We start from the raw sequence: 17954 nt of genomic DNA, 5'->3' as shown, positions 1-17954 counted from the left end.
CGCCTTCACCCTTCCCGCAGCCAGACCAGCATCTCGCCGGGGTCGCGATTGTCCCAGGCGAAGTAGGGAACGGCCTTGAGTTTCGTTTCCCGCGTCGCCGGCGGTTCGGGGCGGTAGAGATCGGCGCCCCAGTTTTCCGCCTCGGCCCTGTTGCCGATGGCCGAAAGGGTGACGATGCCGCCGAGCAGGTTCGGCTCCTTATGGGCCTCGAGCCTTGCCTCTCGCGGCAAGGCGATGCGATGCAGCCCGCCGCCATTGTCGGTTTCCTCGACGCAGTAGATCAGCGGGCCGCGCGCGAGCGCCACGCGGCCGATGTCCTGGTGCACCTGCGGATTGGCGAAGAGGCGCGCCATCGACATTTCGAGGTCGAGCTCGACCTTGTCGCCCTGGCGCCATTCGCGGCGGATCGCGGCATAGCCGTCGACTGTCGCCGCTTCGAGATCGGCCAGCTTGCCGTTCACTTTCAACACAGCGTTGCGACACCATGCTGGTATGCGCAAGTGAAGCGTGAACTCTACGGGCGCCTCCGGCCCGATCTCGATCGCAATCGCGCCGTCCCAGGGATAGCTGCTGGTCTGGACGAGCGTCACCTGCCGGCCGGCGATCTCGAAGCGCGCAGTCGAATCGCCATAGAGGTGCACCGCCAGCGCATCGTCGGCGAGGCCGTAGAAGTAGCTGCCGATGGAGGCCACCATGCGGCCGATGTTGGGCGGGCAGCACGGGCAGCGGTGCCATTTCCAGCGATGATGGCCGCCGCGGCTCTCCAGCGGGTTCTCGTAGAAGAACAGCGAGCCGTCGAGCGACAGCCCTGAGATCGAGCCGTTGTATAAGGCCCGCTCCATCATGTCGGCGTAGCGGGCGTTCGGGCCCATGCCCAGCATGCGGCTTGCCCAGAACACCAGGCCGACCGAAGCGCAGGTCTCGGCATAGGCGGTCTCGTTGGGGAGGTCGTAGTCGTTGGTGAAGCCCTCATTGTCGGCCGACGGGCCGAGGCCGCCGGTGACGTAGAGGCTCTTCGTCGTGAGATCGTCCCAGAGTCTCTCGAGCGCGACCTTCAGCGTATCGTCACCATACTCGGTCGCGATATCGGCCATGCCGGAATAGAGATACATCGCCCTCACCGCATGGCCGACGACCTTGTCCTGCTCGCGCACCGGCCTGTGCGACTGGTTGTATTCATAGGTCTTGAAGTGGAAATCCTTGGGATCGGCGCCGCGCGCCAGCGCCTCCTCGTCGAAATAATGCGGCTGCTGGCCGCGCTGGTCGATGAAATACTTAGCCAGCTTCATATATTTGCCGTTGCCGGTGGCGCGCGCAAGCCGGACCAGCGCCAGCTCGATCTCCTCATGGCCGCAATAGCCCTTCCGCTTGCCAGGCTCCGGGCCAAAAGTGTCGGCGATGTGGTCGGCATAGCGGCTCATGATGTCGAGCAGCTTGCGTTTGCCGGTCGCTTGGTAGTAGGCGACCGCGCCCTCGATCAGATGGCCGGCGCAATAAAGCTCGTGGCAGTCGCGCAGATTGGTCCAGCGCAGGCCGGGCTGGATGCGCTGGTACCAGCTGGAGAGATAGCCGTCCTCCTGCTGCAGCTTGCCGTACATGTCGATGACGGCGTCGATTTTCTTCTCGAGATCGGGATTGCGGCGGCGGTAGAGCGAATAGGCGGCGGTTTCGATCGTCTTGCCCCAATCTGAATCCCAAAACATCTGCGTCGTCACGGTCCGCGCGGTGAAACCGTCGCTGACATGGAAAGGAATAACGACGCCCGGAGACGGCACGTCCGGATCGATCTGTTCCAGCATGCGCGCCTCGACGCAGCGGTCGTAGAGGATCTCGGTGGTGCGCGTCGCGACCGCTTCGACACGGTCGCCCCAGAAGCCGCGGACATCGACCTGCGGCACTGGCAACGGCCGGAAGGCGAGCTTCGGCCTGGCGGAGGTGCCGGTCTGCGCGGCGGGCTGCGATGCGGTCATGATTTCACTCCATTCGAATTACTTGACGGCCCCGGCCATGAGGCCGCGGATGTAGAAGCGCTGCAGCGCCAGGAACAGGATCAGGCAGGGCACCATCATCACCGTGACGCCGGCCTGCACCGCGCCCCAGTCGATGGCGCCGAAGCGGCCGGACTGAAGCGCGGTCATCATCACCGGCAGAGTGAATTTGGACTGGTCGGTCATCAGCACCAGCGCCGCCAGGAACTCGTTCCAGGCGCCGAGGAAGGCAAACAGCGCGATGGTGACGACGCCGGGCCAGACCAGCGGCAGCATAACCTTGACCAGCATGGTGACGTTGTTGGCGCCGTCCATACGCGCCGCCTCCTCGATCTCGCGCGGCACGGCGTCGAAGGCGTTGCGCATCATGAAGATCGAGAAAGGCAGTTGCAGCGTGACATAGACGCAGACCAGCCCGGTCAGCGTGTTGTGCAAGCCGAGCTTCGTCAGCACCAGGAAGATTGGCGTCAGGATCGACTGGAACGGGATCATGATCGTCGACAGGATCAGGATGAAGAAGAAATCCCGGAAGGGAAAGCGGAAGCGCGAGAAGCCGTAGCCGGCGAGCACGCTGACCAGCACCGAGAGCAGCACCGTCATAACCGAGACATAGATGCTGTTCTGCGCCGAGACCCAGAGCCCGTCGCCGAAGGAGTTCAGCGTCTCATAGTTCTCGATCGAGAAGCCGGTGGTCGGCCAGGGCGGCAGCGGCGGCTGGCGCGCTTCCTGCGCCGGCTTGAAGGTCGACAGCACCGTCCAGACGATCGGCGCCAGGAACAACACCGAGGCGATGACGCCGGTGGAGTGCCTGGCCAGGCTGAAGCCGACTTTCCGCCTTTGCGACATCGCGCCGGCCATCAGTCGAGCCCCTCGGGCTTGCGCAGCAGCCAGAGCTGGATGAGGCTGAGCGCCACCAGGATGACCAGCAGCACCATGGAGAGCGCGGCGCCGTAGCCGAGCTTGAACGAGACGAAGGACTGGTTGAAGATCCAGTAGACCGCCGTCAGCGTCTGGTTGCGCGGGCCGCCGCGCAGGATGATGTAGAATTGGTCGAAGGCGAGGATCGAGCCCGCCACCGACAGGATCAGCGCCAGCGCCAGCGTGCGGCGCATCAAGGGTAGCGTGATCGCCCTGAACCTGGCGAACGGCCCTGCCCCGTCGATGACGGCCGCCTCCTGCAGATCCTGCGGGATCGATTGCAGGCCGGTCATCAGGATGATCATGGTGAAGCCGGCGACCTTCCACACCACCATGGCGATGATCGACCAGAAGGCCGGCTGGAAGGTGGCGAGAAGATTGACCTTCTTCGCGGTCAGACCGAGGTGGTAAGCGGCCGGGCTGAACAGGCCGGAATCGACATTGAGCAGCCAGGACCAGAGCAGGCTCGCCGAGGCGAAGCCGACCACCGCCGGCATGAAGAAGGCGGTGCGGTAGAGATTGGTGAGCGGGCGCGGCTTTTCGATGAAGATCGCCAGCGGAAAGGCGACGGCGAAGATCGCGATGGTGACGATCACCGTGTAGTACAAGGTGAATTTCAGCGCATTCCAGAAGCGCGTGTCGCGCAGGATCGCGAAATAATTATCGAGGCCGATGAAGGCATGCTCGCCCATCAGCGGCCAATTGTGCAGCGACATCCACGCCGTCATGCCGAGCGGGATGACGAAGAAGACGGTGACCAGAGCGACGGCCGGCAGGACATAGAGCAGGCCGATCCACTGCCGGCGGCCTACTCTTGTGCGTGTCCGGGCCGGCATGGAGGTTGCGGCGATGGAAGTCATGGCTGCGCCTCCCCTTCCCCCCTTGTGGGGGAAGGTGGCCGCGAAGCGGCCGGATGGGGGGTGTTCCAGCGGAGTGAGACGCCGGCGTTTCCTGGAACACCCCTCATCCGTCTCGGCGCTGCGCGCCGATCCACCTTCTCCCACAAGGGGAGAAGGGAAGGCGAACCTCGCGGCGCCTCAAATTGGTGAGTGAGCTTTCTCAACGCGTCAGTTCCAGTCTATTCAGCGATACGGTCCCCGGCCGCCCGGCCAGGGAGACGGGGCGGGCGGCCGGTCAGAGCCTTGGCTTCGAGGCGTTGCGCGATCCTCGCCGCCGGCTGGCCCTGGTGTCTACTTGTTCGGCGCCTGGTCGATGATCGACTGCATCGTCTCCTGCGCGTTCTTGATGGCGCCGTCGACGTCGTCGCCGAAGAACACCTCGTTGATCATCTGCGTCCAGGGACCGTTGGCCGAGTTGATCAAGTCATTGAACACCACCGAATAAGGCGTCTTGCCCTTGGCCATCGCCTCGGCCGCCACCTGGTAGCGCGGGTCGAGATCCTTCAGCGCGTCCTTGGCGATGTCGTTGCGTACCGGCAGGCTGCCATATTTGGCGAGGATGGTCTGGCCCTCCAGCGAATAGGCGAAGTCCAAAAACTCCTTCACCACGGCAATCTTCTTGGTGCCCTTAGTGACGACGAAATTGTCGCCGCCAGCGAAGGACGACCAGCCGCCATCCTTGCCCGGCAGGAAGGTGATGCCGTAGTCGACCTCCGGATACTGCGTGTTGAGCGCGCCGATGGCGAAGGCGCCGGACGGCGAGATGCCGATCTTGCCGCCGGCGAAGGCGGCAAAGAAGTTGGCGCCGGTATCGGTCTGCGCGCCCTCGGGCACCAGCCCCTTCTTGACCATCGAACGGTAGAGGTCGATCGCGCCGCGCAGCTGCGGGCTGTCGAGCGTCGCCTTCGAGCCGTCCTCGGACAGGATATCCCCGCCCGAGGCCCAGATCAGCGGCGTGAAGGTGAAGATGTTGCAGCCGCCGCAATTGCCGGAAAAGTAGAAGCCCTTGATGTCGCCGCCGAGCGCGTTGACCTTTTCGGCATCGGCCTCGATCTCGGCCCAGTTGGTCGGCCCCTTCTCGGGGTCGAGCCCCGCCTGCTTGAACAGCTTCTTGTTCCAGATCAGCACCGAAGCGTCGGCCGAGAACGGCAGGCCGTAGATGCGGTCCTTATAGGTACCGGTCTTCACATGCGCCGGCGAGAGGCTGGCGAAATAGGGCAAGGATTTCGCCCAGTCGGTGATGTCCTCCAACTGGCCGGCGGCGGCGAAGGACGGCGTGTAGATCAGGTCGAGCGAGAGCGCGTCGGGCGCGGTGCCGCCGGCGGCGGCCGCGCCATATTTCGGGATGATCTCGGCATTGGGAATGATGTCGAGCTTGATCTGGTCCTTGTGCGCCTTGTTGAAGGCGTCGACGATGCGCGGCATGAAGTTCGAGCCGTCGGCGCGCACCCAGATGTTGGCGGTCTCGGCGGACGCCGCCTGCAGGCCGCCGCCTATGACGGCCGCGGCCAAAGCCAGCTTGGCAAACATGGTCTTCATTTTACTCCTCCTCATGGTTCTCCTCCCTGTTTGGCCACGCCGCCCAATGGATCCGGGCGCGTAGCCTTGTTGCTTCATCCCGGTGGACTGCCGCATGACTGACGCACCACCAGCCGGCACGGCAGTTTCCTGACGCCCGGCGCGGCCGGCCGGCCGTCGACGAGCGAAAGCAGGGCGAGCCCGGCGTCGCGGCCGAGGCTTGCCAGGTTCATGTCGATCGAGGTCAGCGGCGGGCGCGTCGCCTCGGCCACGATCTCCCAATTGTCGAAGCCGATGACGCCGACATCGTCGGGCACGCTAATGCCGCGTTCGCGCAGCGCGTCAATGACGCCGCGGGCGATCTGGTCGTTGCCGCAGAAGACGGCGTCCGGCCATCCTTCCCTGCCCGCCTTGTCGAACAGTTTTGCCACCGCATCGTGGCCCCAGGCTTCGGACCAGGCGCCGAGCAGCGGCTCGGCTGCGACCAAGCCATTCTCCCTCAGGACGTCGCGGTAGGCCCCTGCCCGCGCATGCACCACGGCGAAGCTCGCCGGGCCGCTGACATGGGCGATGCGCCGGCGCCCGAGCCGCAAAAAATGCTCGACCGCCAGCCGCGCGCCGCCGGCGTCGTCGGAGACCAGGCCGACCGCGCCGGGATCCGGCTGGGTGAAGGCGTAGACGACCGGGATGCGCAGGTTGGAGAGATCGACCGGCAGATGGCGATCGATGCGTTTTCCGGTTGCAACGATGCCGTCGACGCGTTTGTCGAGCATGGCCTCGACATGCAGTTGGCCGAGCCGCTGGTCGTCCTCGACATTGCACAGGAACACCGAGACGCCCTTGTCGACCAGCGCATCCGAAACGCCCGCCATCAGCGGCAGCGAGAAGCGGCCATATGTATCGTTGGTGAGCAGCCCGACGGTGAAGGAGCGTTTTCGCAAGAGACTCTGCGCCAGGCTGTTCGGCCGGAAGCCAAGCAGCCGCGCCGTCTCGCGGATGCGCTCGCGCGTCTCCGCCGTCATGCGCCCCTGCCCGTTCAGCGCCTTGGACGCCGTGGCCACGCTGACGCCGGCCGCGGCGGCGACCTCGCGCAGGGTGACCGGCGGCTTGGCGGAAACTGGCGCTGGCTCGGCGTCTGAAGGCATGGGCGCGGCGAATTCCCCTAGCTGGGAAAAGGTTTTCTCTTGCCGCCCTGCGCGTTGATAACGGGTGAGGTCAGCGGGCGCGGAGCGGGTTGGGAAAAGGTTTTCTCAGAGGGAGATTAGGGGAAGGTGGCCGGGTTGGCAAGGGGGATAGGCGCGCCGATCGTTTCAACAGCGCGAACGAGAACTGTTTTGTGCCCCGACATTAAAGCCGTGAGTGGCAGCTCGGATTAGCGGCACAAAACGTGCTTCAAATTGCTCCCAAAGCTGATTGTAGAGACTATTGAGCAAACGAACGAGTCGCTGTGTTGCGCGATTGAAATCACGTTGAACTTCAACAAGAGCCTCTCTAAAGAACCGAGCGACGTTGATCCGCCGGCCAAACTGGTCCTGGCCTTTGATACCACCGTATCTATGCTCGAAAAGCGCAGCCATCCGAAACGTCGCATCGTCTTGGGTGAAACCGCGCTCGAGCCCCTGATGCATACGAGAGTTCCGCTCAGCCCTTAGCTGCCCCTGATCAGCTAACAGATCATCCAAGATCGCGACTACGGCCGGGCTTGCACCTTTCTTGCGTAAAGCCTCAACCGTGCAATTTCTTTCCCTGATACCACACTGAAGAACCTGGTTGGTCAGGAGAAGCGCGCAGTCGACAACTGAATGTACCGCATAAGAAACACATCGAGAGCTACTGTGAGCCACTCATAGCGGGATACGATAAATTCGCGAAAATTAGTTGGAACGGCTTTGGCCACAACAGGCTGCCAGCTAGGTTGAGTGACTCAACGCGAGACACCAGAGTGTGTAACACTTCATTCGCTTCGAGCGCGTACTTGCAGTCGGGATGCTTGTTAACCTCGTCCCAGTTGTCGAAATTCATTCCGACAGTGCTGAGATCGTAAACACGACCTATGAATGGGTGGTCGTCCGACTTCAAAATATGTCGAACGAGCGCAGTTGAGCGTACCCGCTTCGGCTTGATTGAGTCGGAATCAATCGCGTTGAAATCTGCCATGTTTATTGTTTTCCTATTTTGTCGCGGCACTATAGCTTCCGTTAAGAGACCTTGGCTTGGGCGACGAATCTGAGTGTATTTTGTGGCGGTCTCGGCGGAGGGGTAAATGGCTATTCGAAAGATAGCGCTCAGTGCGCTACTCGTGAATCGTGCGAACGATCGGCATGGTGAGCTCGAAAACGAAACTGCCGCTATCGCGCAGCTTTTCGCGTCGCAAGAGCAACATATGCGCAACTTGGCAAAAGACCTCGTCGCCAAGGGCGAGGTCTTCGAGCCGCCGCTCGTCTTTCCTGATGGTGATAAATTCGTTGTGGCCGACGGAAATCGACGCACCACCTGCCTAAAATTGTTGTCTACGCCGCGTCGCGCGCCAACGGTGGAATTGCAGCAGTTCTTTGCGGATTTGCGCAAGCAATGGAAAGGTAAATTTCCTGACAAGATTGAATGCAGAGTCGAAACTGATCGCGACCGCGTTGATGACATCCTTTTTCGTCGCCACACGGGCGTTCAAGGCGGTATCGGGCAAAGCAACTGGAACGATCGGATGAAAAACAACTTCGTCATCCGAACGGGCAAAGGCAATGGACTCCATGTAGCCGAGAGATTGAGGCAAGGCTGAAGTCAGCGAAAATGCTGCCTAGCAAGAAGATACCCCGATCCAATATGAACCGCCTCCTTTCGGCTGAGGCTTTGCGAAATCGGCTGGGAATTTCGGTTCGCAAAGGAAAATTGGAGTTCATTCGTGAGGAGCAAGCGACGCTCCGAGCCTTAGAACGTGTCGCCAATGATTTGGCGACACGCAAGGTTACCCTCGAAGACATTTGGGACACAGAGGCTAAACTTGCGTACGTTGACAACCTTGAGCGCGAAGGGGTTCTCCCGACAGTTGCATCAAATCCAAAGTCGATTCCGCCTTCATCATCGACGCCAACCTACCCCACATCGCAGAAACCAGGCCTGCCCAAAGCCGTGGCTTGGCCCCATCTGATTCCCAACGTTAATTACGCAATCACATGGGCTGCACACCTTCAACGACATCGGGAGATCTGGGAAGAATTGCAGTTTAAGCTAAATTTTTCGGAGCACCCGAACGCTATTTCGGTGCTGCTGCGTGTCCTGCTTGAGCTGTCTGTCGACAACTACATCAAGGAAGCGCCGCTCTCGACAGTGAACGAAAGTGATAATCTCGCCCGAAAGGCTGCGAAGGTTGCCGACGATATGTACGTAAAGAAAATGATCGATAAAAAGTATCTCGGCGCCATCAACAAATTGCGGCAAGGCGAAAATCTTATCTCGATGGACACGCTGAACCGCTACGTCCATTCGTCGAATTTCAATGTATCACCGGAACACCTAAAGATGTTGTGGGGCACCCTTTCGTCTTTCGTAGTCCTCTGCCTGACCACTTAAACGCCTCCGGCGTAGACGCAGCCTCACTGCTTAAAACAATGCTCCCGGTGCCATTGCAAGAACCGAGGATGCGGGCGTTCAGACGGTCGGCGCGGATGAAGCGCGCGGCGCGTCTTGTTTATGAAGCCGTGCACACTATCGACGTCATTGACCTGACGCGAGATCAGGATTTCCAGGTCATCGGACAGGCTGATCAACCCGCGATCGAACATCCAATGCGCCGTGCCGGACAGCGCGATACCATTGTTGACTACATCTGGGCCATTCTTTTCGACCGGCCGTATATGGGCAGCGGAAACCTCGGCTCGGCCGCCGCCATTGATCAACTTCAGCCCTGTGATCGCGCAGCGCTCGTCGTAGGCGCGCAAGACGATGCGGCGGAAAATTCGGTCCCGCACGAGTCCGCGATCCGATGTAGTTCACCCGGTCGCGGCTTTGCTCGAACTGAAATGGCGCCTGCTCCTCCTGAAAGCCAACGCCGGTTTCATCGACGCGCGGCAGCACAACCTCACTCGCGTCGAAAGCCAGATCGATGATGCGGTTGAAGTCGGCAGGACTAAGCGGGCGAACGGCGGATTGGGCGCGGCCGGAAATTCTGCCCTCGTCATTGAGCAGACCTCGTTCGGCCAAGCCGTCGGCCCCGTTGAATGGAACAGGATCGACGAAATCGAGATAAGTCCCGGGCTCAATCAGTGCGAGATACATGCCTGGCGCTGCGGGGTCGGGAATGACACGTTGGACTTTGGCAATAGCGAAATAGCCACGGGTATCGTTCACCTTGCTGGGCTCGTAGTAGATGATCCAATCGCCGACGCAAGCTTCGACGCGACGCAGATACTGGCGAGGGAATTGGTACTGCTCAGCGGGGCTGTCGTCGTAGATTGAGTCCGTACGGTGGATGAAAACCCCGAATGCCATGATCTTCTGCAATGTGTTGCTTGGAAGTACGTCCGAGCTGATACAGCCTGATATCGAGTGCTTAGTCTAGCCGGAGAACCTTTGTCCGCCGACCGGCTCGCGGAGCTGAGGGCCATCGGCATGAGGACGTGTGGCTTTCTCGCATCTCCTGAAAAAAATGCTCCCTCCTTCGAATTGGCAAGATTGACAACAGGCCGAGTTCGGCGGCAAGGTTACTCGCGCTTAGGTGGTAAGTAGGCCCTTGTGGGGGGCATCATCCGACCTAGCATGGAAACAGACCGAGAGGTTTGTTGGGGCGTGTCGCAGGGAATCCGGCGGTCAAGCCCTTCCAGTTTTGACAATGAAAGGGCCTTCCCGTGAAACAGCTTCTTCTTGCAACCGCTCTCGTCCTAGCTACCGGCACCGCCTATGCGGCTGATGTATTGCAGGAGGCACCGGTTGCTGCTTCCTATGACTGGACCGGCGCATATATCGGCGTGAACGCCGGCGGCGGATTTGGCACGTTCAGTCTTGATCCTTCCGACGGCGGCCCTGGTGGTTTCGACCTCAGCGCGAGTGGTTTCCTGGGAGGCATTCAGGCCGGTTACAACTGGCAGGTTGGCCAATTCGTCTACGGCGTAGAGACCGACTTCCAGGGTTCCGACGTTAAGGGCGAGCTATCGGTCGGCGGCCCCTCTCTGGAAACAAAGGTTGATTGGTTCGGCACGGTGCGTGCTCGCATTGGCTATACGCCCGTCGATCGCTTCCTGGTCTATGGCACTGGCGGCTTGGCCTACGGTCACGAAAAGATCTCTTTCCCAGGGATCGACTCTTCCAAGACCAGGGTCGGCTGGACCGTTGGTGCGGGCGCTGAATACGCCATCAACACGAATTGGTCGCTCAAGTCTGAGTATCTTTACACAGACCTGGGTAAAGCGACGTTCGATCTCCCAGGGCCAGGGCCAGATGCGGACGTCAAAGTGCCCTTCCATACCGTTCGCGTCGGTCTGAACTACAAGTTCTGATCAGCTAGCGGACAGGACACAAAGCCGCGACATGGTGAACTGACTCCCCGAAAGCGGTCAGTTCACTGTGGTGGCTTTTTTGTTCGGCAATGGCTTGGGGTGTGAGCGCGGCTTGCACGATGAGACTGGCCAACAACGGAGATTGGCTACGGCGGCGCGAATCGGACGGAGCTGGCTCGCTCAGACCACCTTCTCGCCCCGCCTGCCGTCATGCGCTTCCACGGCCTTCTCGACGGCGCGCTTCAGTTCGTCCTTGATCTCCGCCGTCTCGGCCATCAGCGCCTCGATCTTGAGGAATTCGAGCACGCGGTATTTCGAGACATTCGGCCGGATCAGAATATCCGGCGGGTGCTGCCTGAGCTTGTTGGCGATGATCGACTGCATCATCAATTGCGTGGCGCCATACATCAGGTCGACGGTGGTCGGATGCCTGCGCTCGGCCTCGCTCGGCGCGCCGACGACATCGACGGCGATGATGATGTCGGCGTCGTCCTCGATGAGGTCGAAAGGCACGGGGTTGTAGATGCCGCCATCAATCAGCACGCGGCCCTCGCGCGTCACCGGACGGAAGACCGCCGGGATGGCCGCCGATGCGGCAAGCGCCGAATGCAGGTCGCCTTCGGTAAACACCGCAAGGCTGTGGCCGAAATAGTCGGTCGCCGTCACCTTGAGCGGGATATTCAGCGCCTCGAATGTCTGCGGGATCGCCTCGGGCAGGAAAGCCTTCAGGATGCGCTCGATGTTGAACTGGCTGACGCGGATGCCGCCCTGCATGGCCTCGGCGATCGTGCCCGGCCGCGAGCGCCACATGCGCGCCGCCACTTCGGCCCGGCTACCTAGGATCGACCGGGCGTAATCGTGAATCTCGGCACCCTTCATGCCCGACGCCATGCCGGCACCCATGATGGCGCCGATCGACGAGCCGGCAATCGCCGCCGGTGTGATGCCAAGCTCGTCGAGAGCCTCGATGATATGGATATGCGCAAGACCGCGCGCGCCACCGCCGCCGAAGGCCACCCCGAAGGTCGGGCTCATCCCTTGCGGCCTCCCGCCACCTGAACCAGCGGCGGCCCGATGACCATCACCGCGGGGTCGGACGACAGGAGCTTCTTCGCCGCCGCCTTGACGTCGGCCAGCGTCACCGCGTTGATGAGAGCCGCGCGCCGCTTGATGTAGTCGATGCCGAGATGATCGATCTGCAGCTCCACCAGCGTCGTGGCGATGGAACTGGAGGAATCCAGATTGTTGATGGCGTAGGCGCCGACCGTGTATTTCTTGGTCGCCGCGAGCTCCTCCTCGGTCGGGCCGTTCTCGGCCATGTCCTTCACCACCTGGCGCACGATGGCAAGCGTTTCGGCCGCGCGGTCCGAACGCGTCGCCGTCGTCACCAGCAGCGCATTAGAATGCTCGTGATCGACGAGATCGGAGCTGACGCTATAGGCAAGGCCGCGCTTCTCGCGCACCTGCTCGTAAAGCCGCGAGGTGAATGTCGAGCCGCCGAGAATCTCGTTCATCAGCACGGCGGCATAGAAATCGGGATCGCTGCGCTTCACGCCCGGCCAGGCAAGCTGCAGGGAAGTCTGCGGCAAGTCGTAATTCACTTCGAGCTGCTGGCCGAGCTTGGGCTTGACGTCGGCAACCGGCGCCAGCGTCTGCCTGGCCGGCAGGTCGCCGAACACCTCGTCCAGCCTGCCGCTCAACGTGGCGGCGTCGATATCGCCCACCACCGCCACATGCAGGCCGCCACGGGCGAAATTCGCTTTGTGGAAGGCCCTGAGGTCGTCGGCAGTGATGGTGGCGAGGCTGTCCTTGTCGCCCTCGTCCGGCCGCGCATAGGGATGCTGGCCATAAATCGCCCGCAGCCAGCGCTGCTGGCCGATCGTGTTGGGATCCCGCTCATTGGCGAGGATGCCGGACAGTATCTGGGCGCGGATGCGGTCGATCGGGGCCTGATCGAAGCGCGGGCTGTTCACCGCGAGCTTCAGCAGGCCAAAAGCCTCGTCCTTCTGCTCGGACAGCATGCGCATCGAGCCATAGGTGCCATCGCGGGCGGCCTGAAAACTCATCTCGGCGCCGGCATCGTCGAGCTTCACCTGGAAGGCCTCGCTGTCGAGGCCGCCGGCGCCCTCGTCGAACAGCCCGGTCATCAGGTTGACCAGGCCTTCCTTGCCGGCAGGGTCCTGCGCCGTGCCGCCGTCGAAGACGAAACGGATCGCAATCAGCGGGATCGAATGGTCTTCCACCAGCCAGGCGGTGACGCCCTTCTTCGACTTCACCTCCTGGATGTTCATCTCGGCGCGCACGGCAAGCACCGGCAAAAGCAGGAAGAACAGGGCAAAGCAAAGGGTGGCGACGGCGCGGTAGAGCTTGCCTTCTTCTCTCCTTGGGGAAGCGATCGTACGGTCAAGAACCATGCTCATCATCAATTCCCCGCCTGCTGCTGCGGCAAGAGATAGCCGCTGGTGGAGCGATCGAGCACCAGATAGCGGGCGGCGACCGCCTTGACCTCAGCGGCGGTTACCTTGCGGATGCGGTCGGGCCATTCCTGGACGTCCTTGACATTGCCGCCCGTGGCAAGCGTCGAGCCGTACATGTTGGCCATGTCCTCCTGCTTGTCGCGCGCAAAGATCATGGAGCGCACATAGCGGGTCTTGGCCCGCTCCAGCTCATCGTCGCTCACGCCGTCCTTGACGATGCGGGCGATCTCGGCATCGACCGCCGCCTCGATATCGACAAGCTTGGCGTCGCCGCGCGGGGCGCCATAGACGGTGAAGTTGGTGGCGTCGAGCATTGTGCCCTGGAAGTAGGCGCCCGCCTCGGAAGCGATACCCTGCTTGACGACGAGCTGCTGGTACAACCTGCTGCGGTTGTCGCCGCCGAGGATTTCGGCAAGCAGGTCGAGCGCCTCGGCTTCGCCGGGCTTGGCCGTATGATAGGATGGCACCACCCATTGCGTCGAAAAGCTCGGCACCGAGACGCGCGCGTCGGTGAGCGTCACCGTGCGCTTCGTGTTCTGCTCGGGCTCGACGGGACGGATGCGCGGCCGCAGGTCCTGGCCGCGGGCGACCTTGCCATAGGTCCTTTCGGCCATCGCCTTCACCGCGTCGGGATCGACGTCGCCCACCACCACCAGCACGGCGTTGTTCGGCCGATAGTAGGCGTCGTAGAAGGCTTTCGCGTCCGGGCGGTTCAACTGCTCCATCTCCTGCATCCAGCCAATGACCGGAATGCGGTATGGCTGGTTCTGCCAGAGCGCCGCATCGACCTCCTCGTCGAGCACCGCCTGCGGATTGCCGTCGATACGCGAGCGGCGCTCCTCGAGGATGACGTCGCGTTCGGTCTTGATGACATCGTCGGTCAGGATGAGGTTGCGCATGCGATCGGCCTCGAAGCCCATCATCTCTTCGAGCGCGGAAGGCGGCACCGTCTCGTGGAAGGCGGTGTAATCATAGGAGGTGAAGGCATTGTTTGAGCCGCCGATCTCGGCGACGGCACGGTCGAACTCACCGGCGGCGTGATTGGTCGTGGCCTTGAACATCAAGTGCTCGAAGAAATGCGCGATGCCGGATTTGCCGGGCGGCTCGTCGGCGCTGCCGATCTTGTACCAGACCATGTGCGTGACGATCGGGGCGCGGTGGTCCGAAATGACGACCACTTCCATGCCGTTGTCGAGCAGGAAATCCTTGACCGCGCCGTCATCGGCCGCGCGGGCCGGAACCGAGGCGAGCGCAACCGTGCCGACAAGAAGCGCGGCGCGCAACCCAATCCCCGTTGGTGTCATCAAGGTCTCCGGTTCCGGTTGCGCGACGATAGGCAAGGTTCGCCGGCGAGGCAAAGCGAATTGTTCGGCATTTTCGAGGCGCTTGCGCCTTTTCCTTCTTCCCCTGCGGGAGAAGAGGAAGCATCAGGCTCAGCCAACGACGATAAACCGAATAACCGTTTCGCCGTAATTGCGCTCATCCATCACCGAAAAACCGGCGCCCGGTTCGAATGGCGCCGAGGCCGCCTCCTCGATGACGCAGAGCGCGCCAGGCAGAAGCCAGCCGCCGGCCTTGGCCGAGCGCAGCGCGCGCTCGCCGAGCCCCTTGCCATAGGGCGGATCGGCAAAAACCAGCCCGAAGGGCGAGATCGTGCCGGCTTCGCCGAGATGCGTGGCGTCGCGGCGGAAGATCTTGGTGCGACCGGTGAGCCCATAGGCCTCGACGTTTTCGCGGATCAGGCCTCGCCCTTCCGTCGATTCCTCGATGAAGACGCAGTAGGAGGCGCCGCGCGACAGCGCCTCAAGCCCGAGCGCGCCGGTGCCGGCGAAGAGATCGAGCACGCGGCCGCCTTCGAGCCTTTCCGCGTAGCGATGCGCCAGGACGTTGAACACCGCCTCGCGGGTGCGGTCGGTGGTCGGGCGGATGGCATTGCTTTTCGGTGTCGCCAGCGGACGCCCGCGGAACTCACCGCCGACGATCCGCATCGCCGCCCCTCTTCGGACCGCGCGGCCTGTCGCCGCCATCGCCTTCAGGCCGCTCGCCGCGGGGCTTGCCGAACGGCTTTGCGCCCGGCTTGCCCTTGCCGCCCGGTTTGAACGACGCCTTGCGCGCCTTGGCCTCGGCGGCTTTAGCGGCATCGGCTTCCGCCCTGCCCTTGCCGATCGGCCTGGCGCCCGGCGCCATCCAGACATTGGCCTTGCGCTGGCCCGGCGGTTCGATCGGCCGCTGCTCGCGCTCGGATTTCTTGCCGCCGAAGCGGGGCTTGTCGCCGAACCCACCGCGAGGCCTGTCGCCGAAACCGCCGCGGTCAGACTGCGCGCCGCGCTCGCCAAACGCCCGGTCCGGTTTCGTCGAGAGCTTGCTCAGCGCCTCGTCGCGGCTGCCTTCGCGGCGCTTACGCGCCTTGATCAGCCCGCCCTCGCCGATCGGCCGGTGGTCGCCGTCGCGTGTGAATTTCGGCCGGTCGGGCTCTTCACGGCGAGGCCCGCCGCCGCGCACCGGCTTGTTGGAGAACGGCTTTTGGATCTCGGCATCGAAATTGGCGCCGGATTCCTCGATCAGCCGCTCGCCGAGCTGTTCACGCAGCACGCGGCCCTTGATCTCGAGCACATGGCCCTCCGGCAGATCCTCGAGCTGGAACGGCCCGTAGGAGATGCGGATCAGCCGTGTCACATCGAGGCCGAGCGCGCCGAGGATGTTCTTCACCTCGCGGTTCTTGCCTTCGCGGAGCCCGATGGTCAGCCAGGCATTGGTGCCCTGCTCGCGGTCGAGCGAGGCTTCGATGGAACCGTAGAAGACGCCGTCGACGGCGATGCCTTCGCGCAGGCCGGCGAGCGCGCTCTCCTCGACCTTGCCATGGACGCGCGCACGATAGCGCCGCAGCCAGCCGGTGGCCGGCAATTCGAGCACGCGCGACAGCCCGCCGTCATTGGTGAGCAGCAAAAGGCCCTCGGTGTTGATGTCGAGCCGGCCGATCGTCATAAGCCGCGGCAGGTCGGACGGCAGCACGTCGAAGACGGTCTTGCGGCCCTCCGGATCGCGGTTGGTGGTGACGACGCCCGCTGGCTTGTGGAACAGGAAGAGACGCGTGCGCTCGATCGGCGGGATCTCGGTGCCGTCGAGATGGATGACGTCGTTGGCGCCGACATTGAAAGCCGGCGAGTCCAGCACCTTGCCGTTCACCTTGACGCGGCCGGCGGCGATCAGCTCTTCGGCGTCGCGGCGCGAGGCGATGCCGGCGCGCGCCAGCCGCTTGGCGATGCGCTCGCCATTTTCCGGCGCGGCTTCCGAGGGACGCGACCGCGGCTTGAAGCCGCCTTCCGGTCTTCTTGCGGTGCCGTCGCGTGCCGAGTGATCACTGAAGTCGCGCTTCGGCCGGTCGGCGAAATCGCGTGCCGGGCGATCGCCGAATTCGCGCTTGGGACGGTCGAAACGTCTTTCTCCCCGCTCGCCGTCGGCGGCCATCGGCCGCTCGCCACGCGGAGTGTAAGGCTTGCGGTCCTTCTCGAAGGGTTTGCCGTCGCGCGGCGGACCTTTGCGGAACGGCCTGTCGCCACGCTCCCCGCCTTCACCCATTTCACGCGGCTTGTGGCTGCGCTTGAAATCGCGGGCCGTGCGCTCGCCTTCGGCAGCCGCCGGCCGGTCGCCGCGCGGTGCGTAGGGCTTGCGGCCCTCGCGCTTCTCGAACGGCTTGCCTTCCGGGCGCGGGCCTTTGCGGAAAGGCCTTTCGCCGCGTTCGGCGCCCTCGCCCGCTTCGCGCGGCTTGTGGCTGTGCTTGAAGTCGCGGCGTCCGTCGTCGACATCGCGGCGTTGGCCATCGGCATCGCGGCGCTCGCCTTCGGCGGCCATAGGGCGCTCGCGCTTCACGAACGGTTTCTTGGGACCGAAGCCCGGCTTGCCGCCGCGGCCTCGCTGGCCCGCCGGTTTCGAGCCGCCTTTGCGCGGCCCGCGTGGAGATTTCTTGTCGTCGTTCATTACTTTGCTCGTCTTCGCCTGCTACGACGCCGCGCGCCCTTGCGGACGCCCAACGCAGGCAGTGTCATTCTTGATTTTGCGCATCCAGCCGCGCGGCAAAAACCGATTCCGGTTTTCAGGGTCTCGCGCTAGATAACAGGATCACTCTCGGGTGGCGAGAAGTAATCGGAATGGAGACCGCGTGAAACGACCGGATTTCATGGCCCTGGCGCTTGAAGAGGCTGTGGCGGCCGCCGGCCGCGGCGAAGTCCCGGTCGGCGCCGTGATCGCCAATGGCAGCACGGTGATCGCGAAAGCCGGCAACCGCACGCGCGAACTCTCGGACCCGACCGCGCATGCCGAGATGCTGGCGATCCGTGAGGCCTGCCGGAAGCTTGCCAGCGAACGCCTCACCGGCCACGACCTCTATGTGACGCTGGAGCCTTGCGCGATGTGCGCCGGCGCGATCTCCTTCGCCCGCCTGCGGCGGCTCTATTTCGGCGCCGCCGACGAGAAAGGGGGCGCGGTGATCAACGGCGTGCGCTTCTTCGCTTCGCCCACCTGCCACCACACGCCGGACATCTATCCGGGAATGGGCGAGAGCGACGCCGCCCTCATCCTCAAGGATTTCTTCCGCGAGAAACGGAATGACGGGTGAACTGAGTAGTGGTTAGTGAGTAGTGAAGCAGGTGACTACCGACTACCGAC

General features: G+C 63.0%; 16 protein-coding genes and 1 pseudogene. 4 read left to right on the top strand and 13 right to left on the bottom strand.

Features of this window, described 5'->3' with window-relative positions; translation table 11 throughout:
* Window positions 1–5: 5 nt before the first annotated feature.
* The 7 genes from LB553_RS22690 to LB553_RS22660 form a co-directional block, all read right to left on the bottom strand.
* Entirely contained in the window at window positions 6–1970 is a 1965-nt protein-coding gene (locus LB553_RS22690) for a glycoside hydrolase family 127 protein (RefSeq protein WP_224516530.1), read from the bottom strand.
* An 18-nt stretch (window positions 1971–1988) separates the two neighbouring features.
* Window positions 1989–2846 carry a carbohydrate ABC transporter permease gene (locus LB553_RS22685; RefSeq protein WP_224516529.1) on the bottom strand — a complete coding sequence of 286 codons (858 nt, stop codon included), beginning with the start codon at window positions 2844–2846 and terminating at the stop codon, window positions 1989–1991.
* The gene (locus LB553_RS22680) at window positions 2846–3766 is read right to left on the bottom strand and encodes a carbohydrate ABC transporter permease (RefSeq protein ID WP_224516528.1); all 921 of its coding nucleotides are present in this window, start codon (window positions 3764–3766) and stop codon (window positions 2846–2848) included. The genes LB553_RS22685 and LB553_RS22680 overlap by 1 nt, the downstream gene beginning before the upstream one ends.
* A 330-nt stretch (window positions 3767–4096) precedes the next feature.
* Window positions 4097–5344 carry an ABC transporter substrate-binding protein gene (locus tag LB553_RS22675; protein WP_224516527.1) on the bottom strand — a complete coding sequence of 416 codons (1248 nt, stop codon included), beginning with the start codon at window positions 5342–5344 and terminating at the stop codon, window positions 4097–4099.
* A gap of 74 nt (window positions 5345–5418) precedes the next feature.
* Entirely contained in the window at window positions 5419–6468 is a 1050-nt protein-coding gene (locus LB553_RS22670; protein ID WP_224516526.1) for a LacI family DNA-binding transcriptional regulator, read from the bottom strand.
* Window positions 6469–6633: 165 nt separating this feature from the next.
* Window positions 6634–6951, bottom strand: coding sequence for a hypothetical protein (locus LB553_RS22665; RefSeq protein WP_224516525.1), 318 nt, complete (start codon window positions 6949–6951; stop codon window positions 6634–6636).
* 202 nt (window positions 6952–7153) lie between these two features.
* Window positions 7154–7480 (bottom strand): hypothetical protein, encoded by a 327-nt coding sequence (locus tag LB553_RS22660; RefSeq protein ID WP_224516524.1) that lies wholly within the window; start codon window positions 7478–7480, stop codon window positions 7154–7156.
* 106 nt (window positions 7481–7586) lie between these two features.
* On the opposite strand from LB553_RS22660, the gene LB553_RS22655 reads away from it, so the two are divergent.
* Window positions 7587–8099 (top strand): hypothetical protein, encoded by a 513-nt coding sequence (locus LB553_RS22655; RefSeq protein ID WP_224516523.1) that lies wholly within the window; start codon window positions 7587–7589, stop codon window positions 8097–8099.
* 44 nt (window positions 8100–8143) lie between these two features.
* A complete protein-coding gene (locus LB553_RS22650) occupies window positions 8144–8890 on the top strand; it encodes a hypothetical protein (RefSeq protein ID WP_224516522.1) in 747 nt (248 codons plus the stop codon).
* Window positions 8891–8913: 23 nt separating this feature from the next.
* Here the strand turns inward: LB553_RS22650 and LB553_RS22645 are convergent.
* A pseudogene (locus LB553_RS22645) lies at window positions 8914–9808 on the bottom strand (HNH endonuclease).
* A 356-nt stretch (window positions 9809–10164) separates the two neighbouring features.
* Between LB553_RS22645 and LB553_RS22640 the strand changes: the two are divergent.
* Window positions 10165–10812 (top strand): outer membrane protein, encoded by a 648-nt coding sequence (locus tag LB553_RS22640; RefSeq protein WP_224516521.1) that lies wholly within the window; start codon window positions 10165–10167, stop codon window positions 10810–10812.
* Between the two features lie 180 nt (window positions 10813–10992).
* Here the strand turns inward: LB553_RS22640 and LB553_RS22635 are convergent, their stop codons facing one another.
* The 5 genes from LB553_RS22635 to LB553_RS22615 all read right to left on the bottom strand — a co-directional run bounded on the left by LB553_RS22635 (window position 10993) and on the right by LB553_RS22615 (window position 17267).
* Complete coding sequence (locus tag LB553_RS22635) at window positions 10993–11847, bottom strand: patatin-like phospholipase family protein (RefSeq protein ID WP_224516520.1); 855 nt, start codon at window positions 11845–11847, stop codon at window positions 10993–10995.
* Window positions 11844–13226, bottom strand: a complete 1383-nt coding sequence (locus LB553_RS22630) for a M16 family metallopeptidase (RefSeq protein ID WP_224516573.1) — start codon at window positions 13224–13226, stop codon at window positions 11844–11846. Before LB553_RS22630 ends, LB553_RS22635 begins: the two co-directional genes overlap by 4 nt.
* A gap of 8 nt (window positions 13227–13234) precedes the next feature.
* Window positions 13235–14593, bottom strand: coding sequence for a M16 family metallopeptidase (locus LB553_RS22625; protein ID WP_224516519.1), 1359 nt, complete (start codon window positions 14591–14593; stop codon window positions 13235–13237).
* A 129-nt stretch (window positions 14594–14722) separates the two neighbouring features.
* Window positions 14723–15277: a 16S rRNA (guanine(966)-N(2))-methyltransferase RsmD gene (rsmD, locus tag LB553_RS22620; RefSeq protein WP_224516518.1), complete on the bottom strand. Its 555-nt coding sequence runs from the start codon at window positions 15275–15277 to the stop codon at window positions 14723–14725.
* The gene (locus LB553_RS22615) at window positions 15258–17267 is read right to left on the bottom strand and encodes a pseudouridine synthase (protein WP_224516517.1); all 2010 of its coding nucleotides are present in this window, start codon (window positions 17265–17267) and stop codon (window positions 15258–15260) included. The genes rsmD and LB553_RS22615 overlap by 20 nt, the downstream gene beginning before the upstream one ends.
* Window positions 17268–17448: 181 nt before the next feature.
* Here LB553_RS22615 and LB553_RS22610 point away from each other — a divergent pair, with 181 nt between their 5' ends.
* Window positions 17449–17904, top strand: coding sequence for a nucleoside deaminase (locus LB553_RS22610; protein WP_224516516.1), 456 nt, complete (start codon window positions 17449–17451; stop codon window positions 17902–17904).
* The last annotated feature ends 50 nt before the right edge of the window (window positions 17905–17954 follow it).

Source organism: Mesorhizobium sp. CA8, assembly GCF_020164955.1.
Classification (GTDB): domain Bacteria; phylum Pseudomonadota; class Alphaproteobacteria; order Rhizobiales; family Rhizobiaceae; genus Mesorhizobium.
This window is presented reverse-complemented; position numbering and strand designations above follow the sequence as displayed.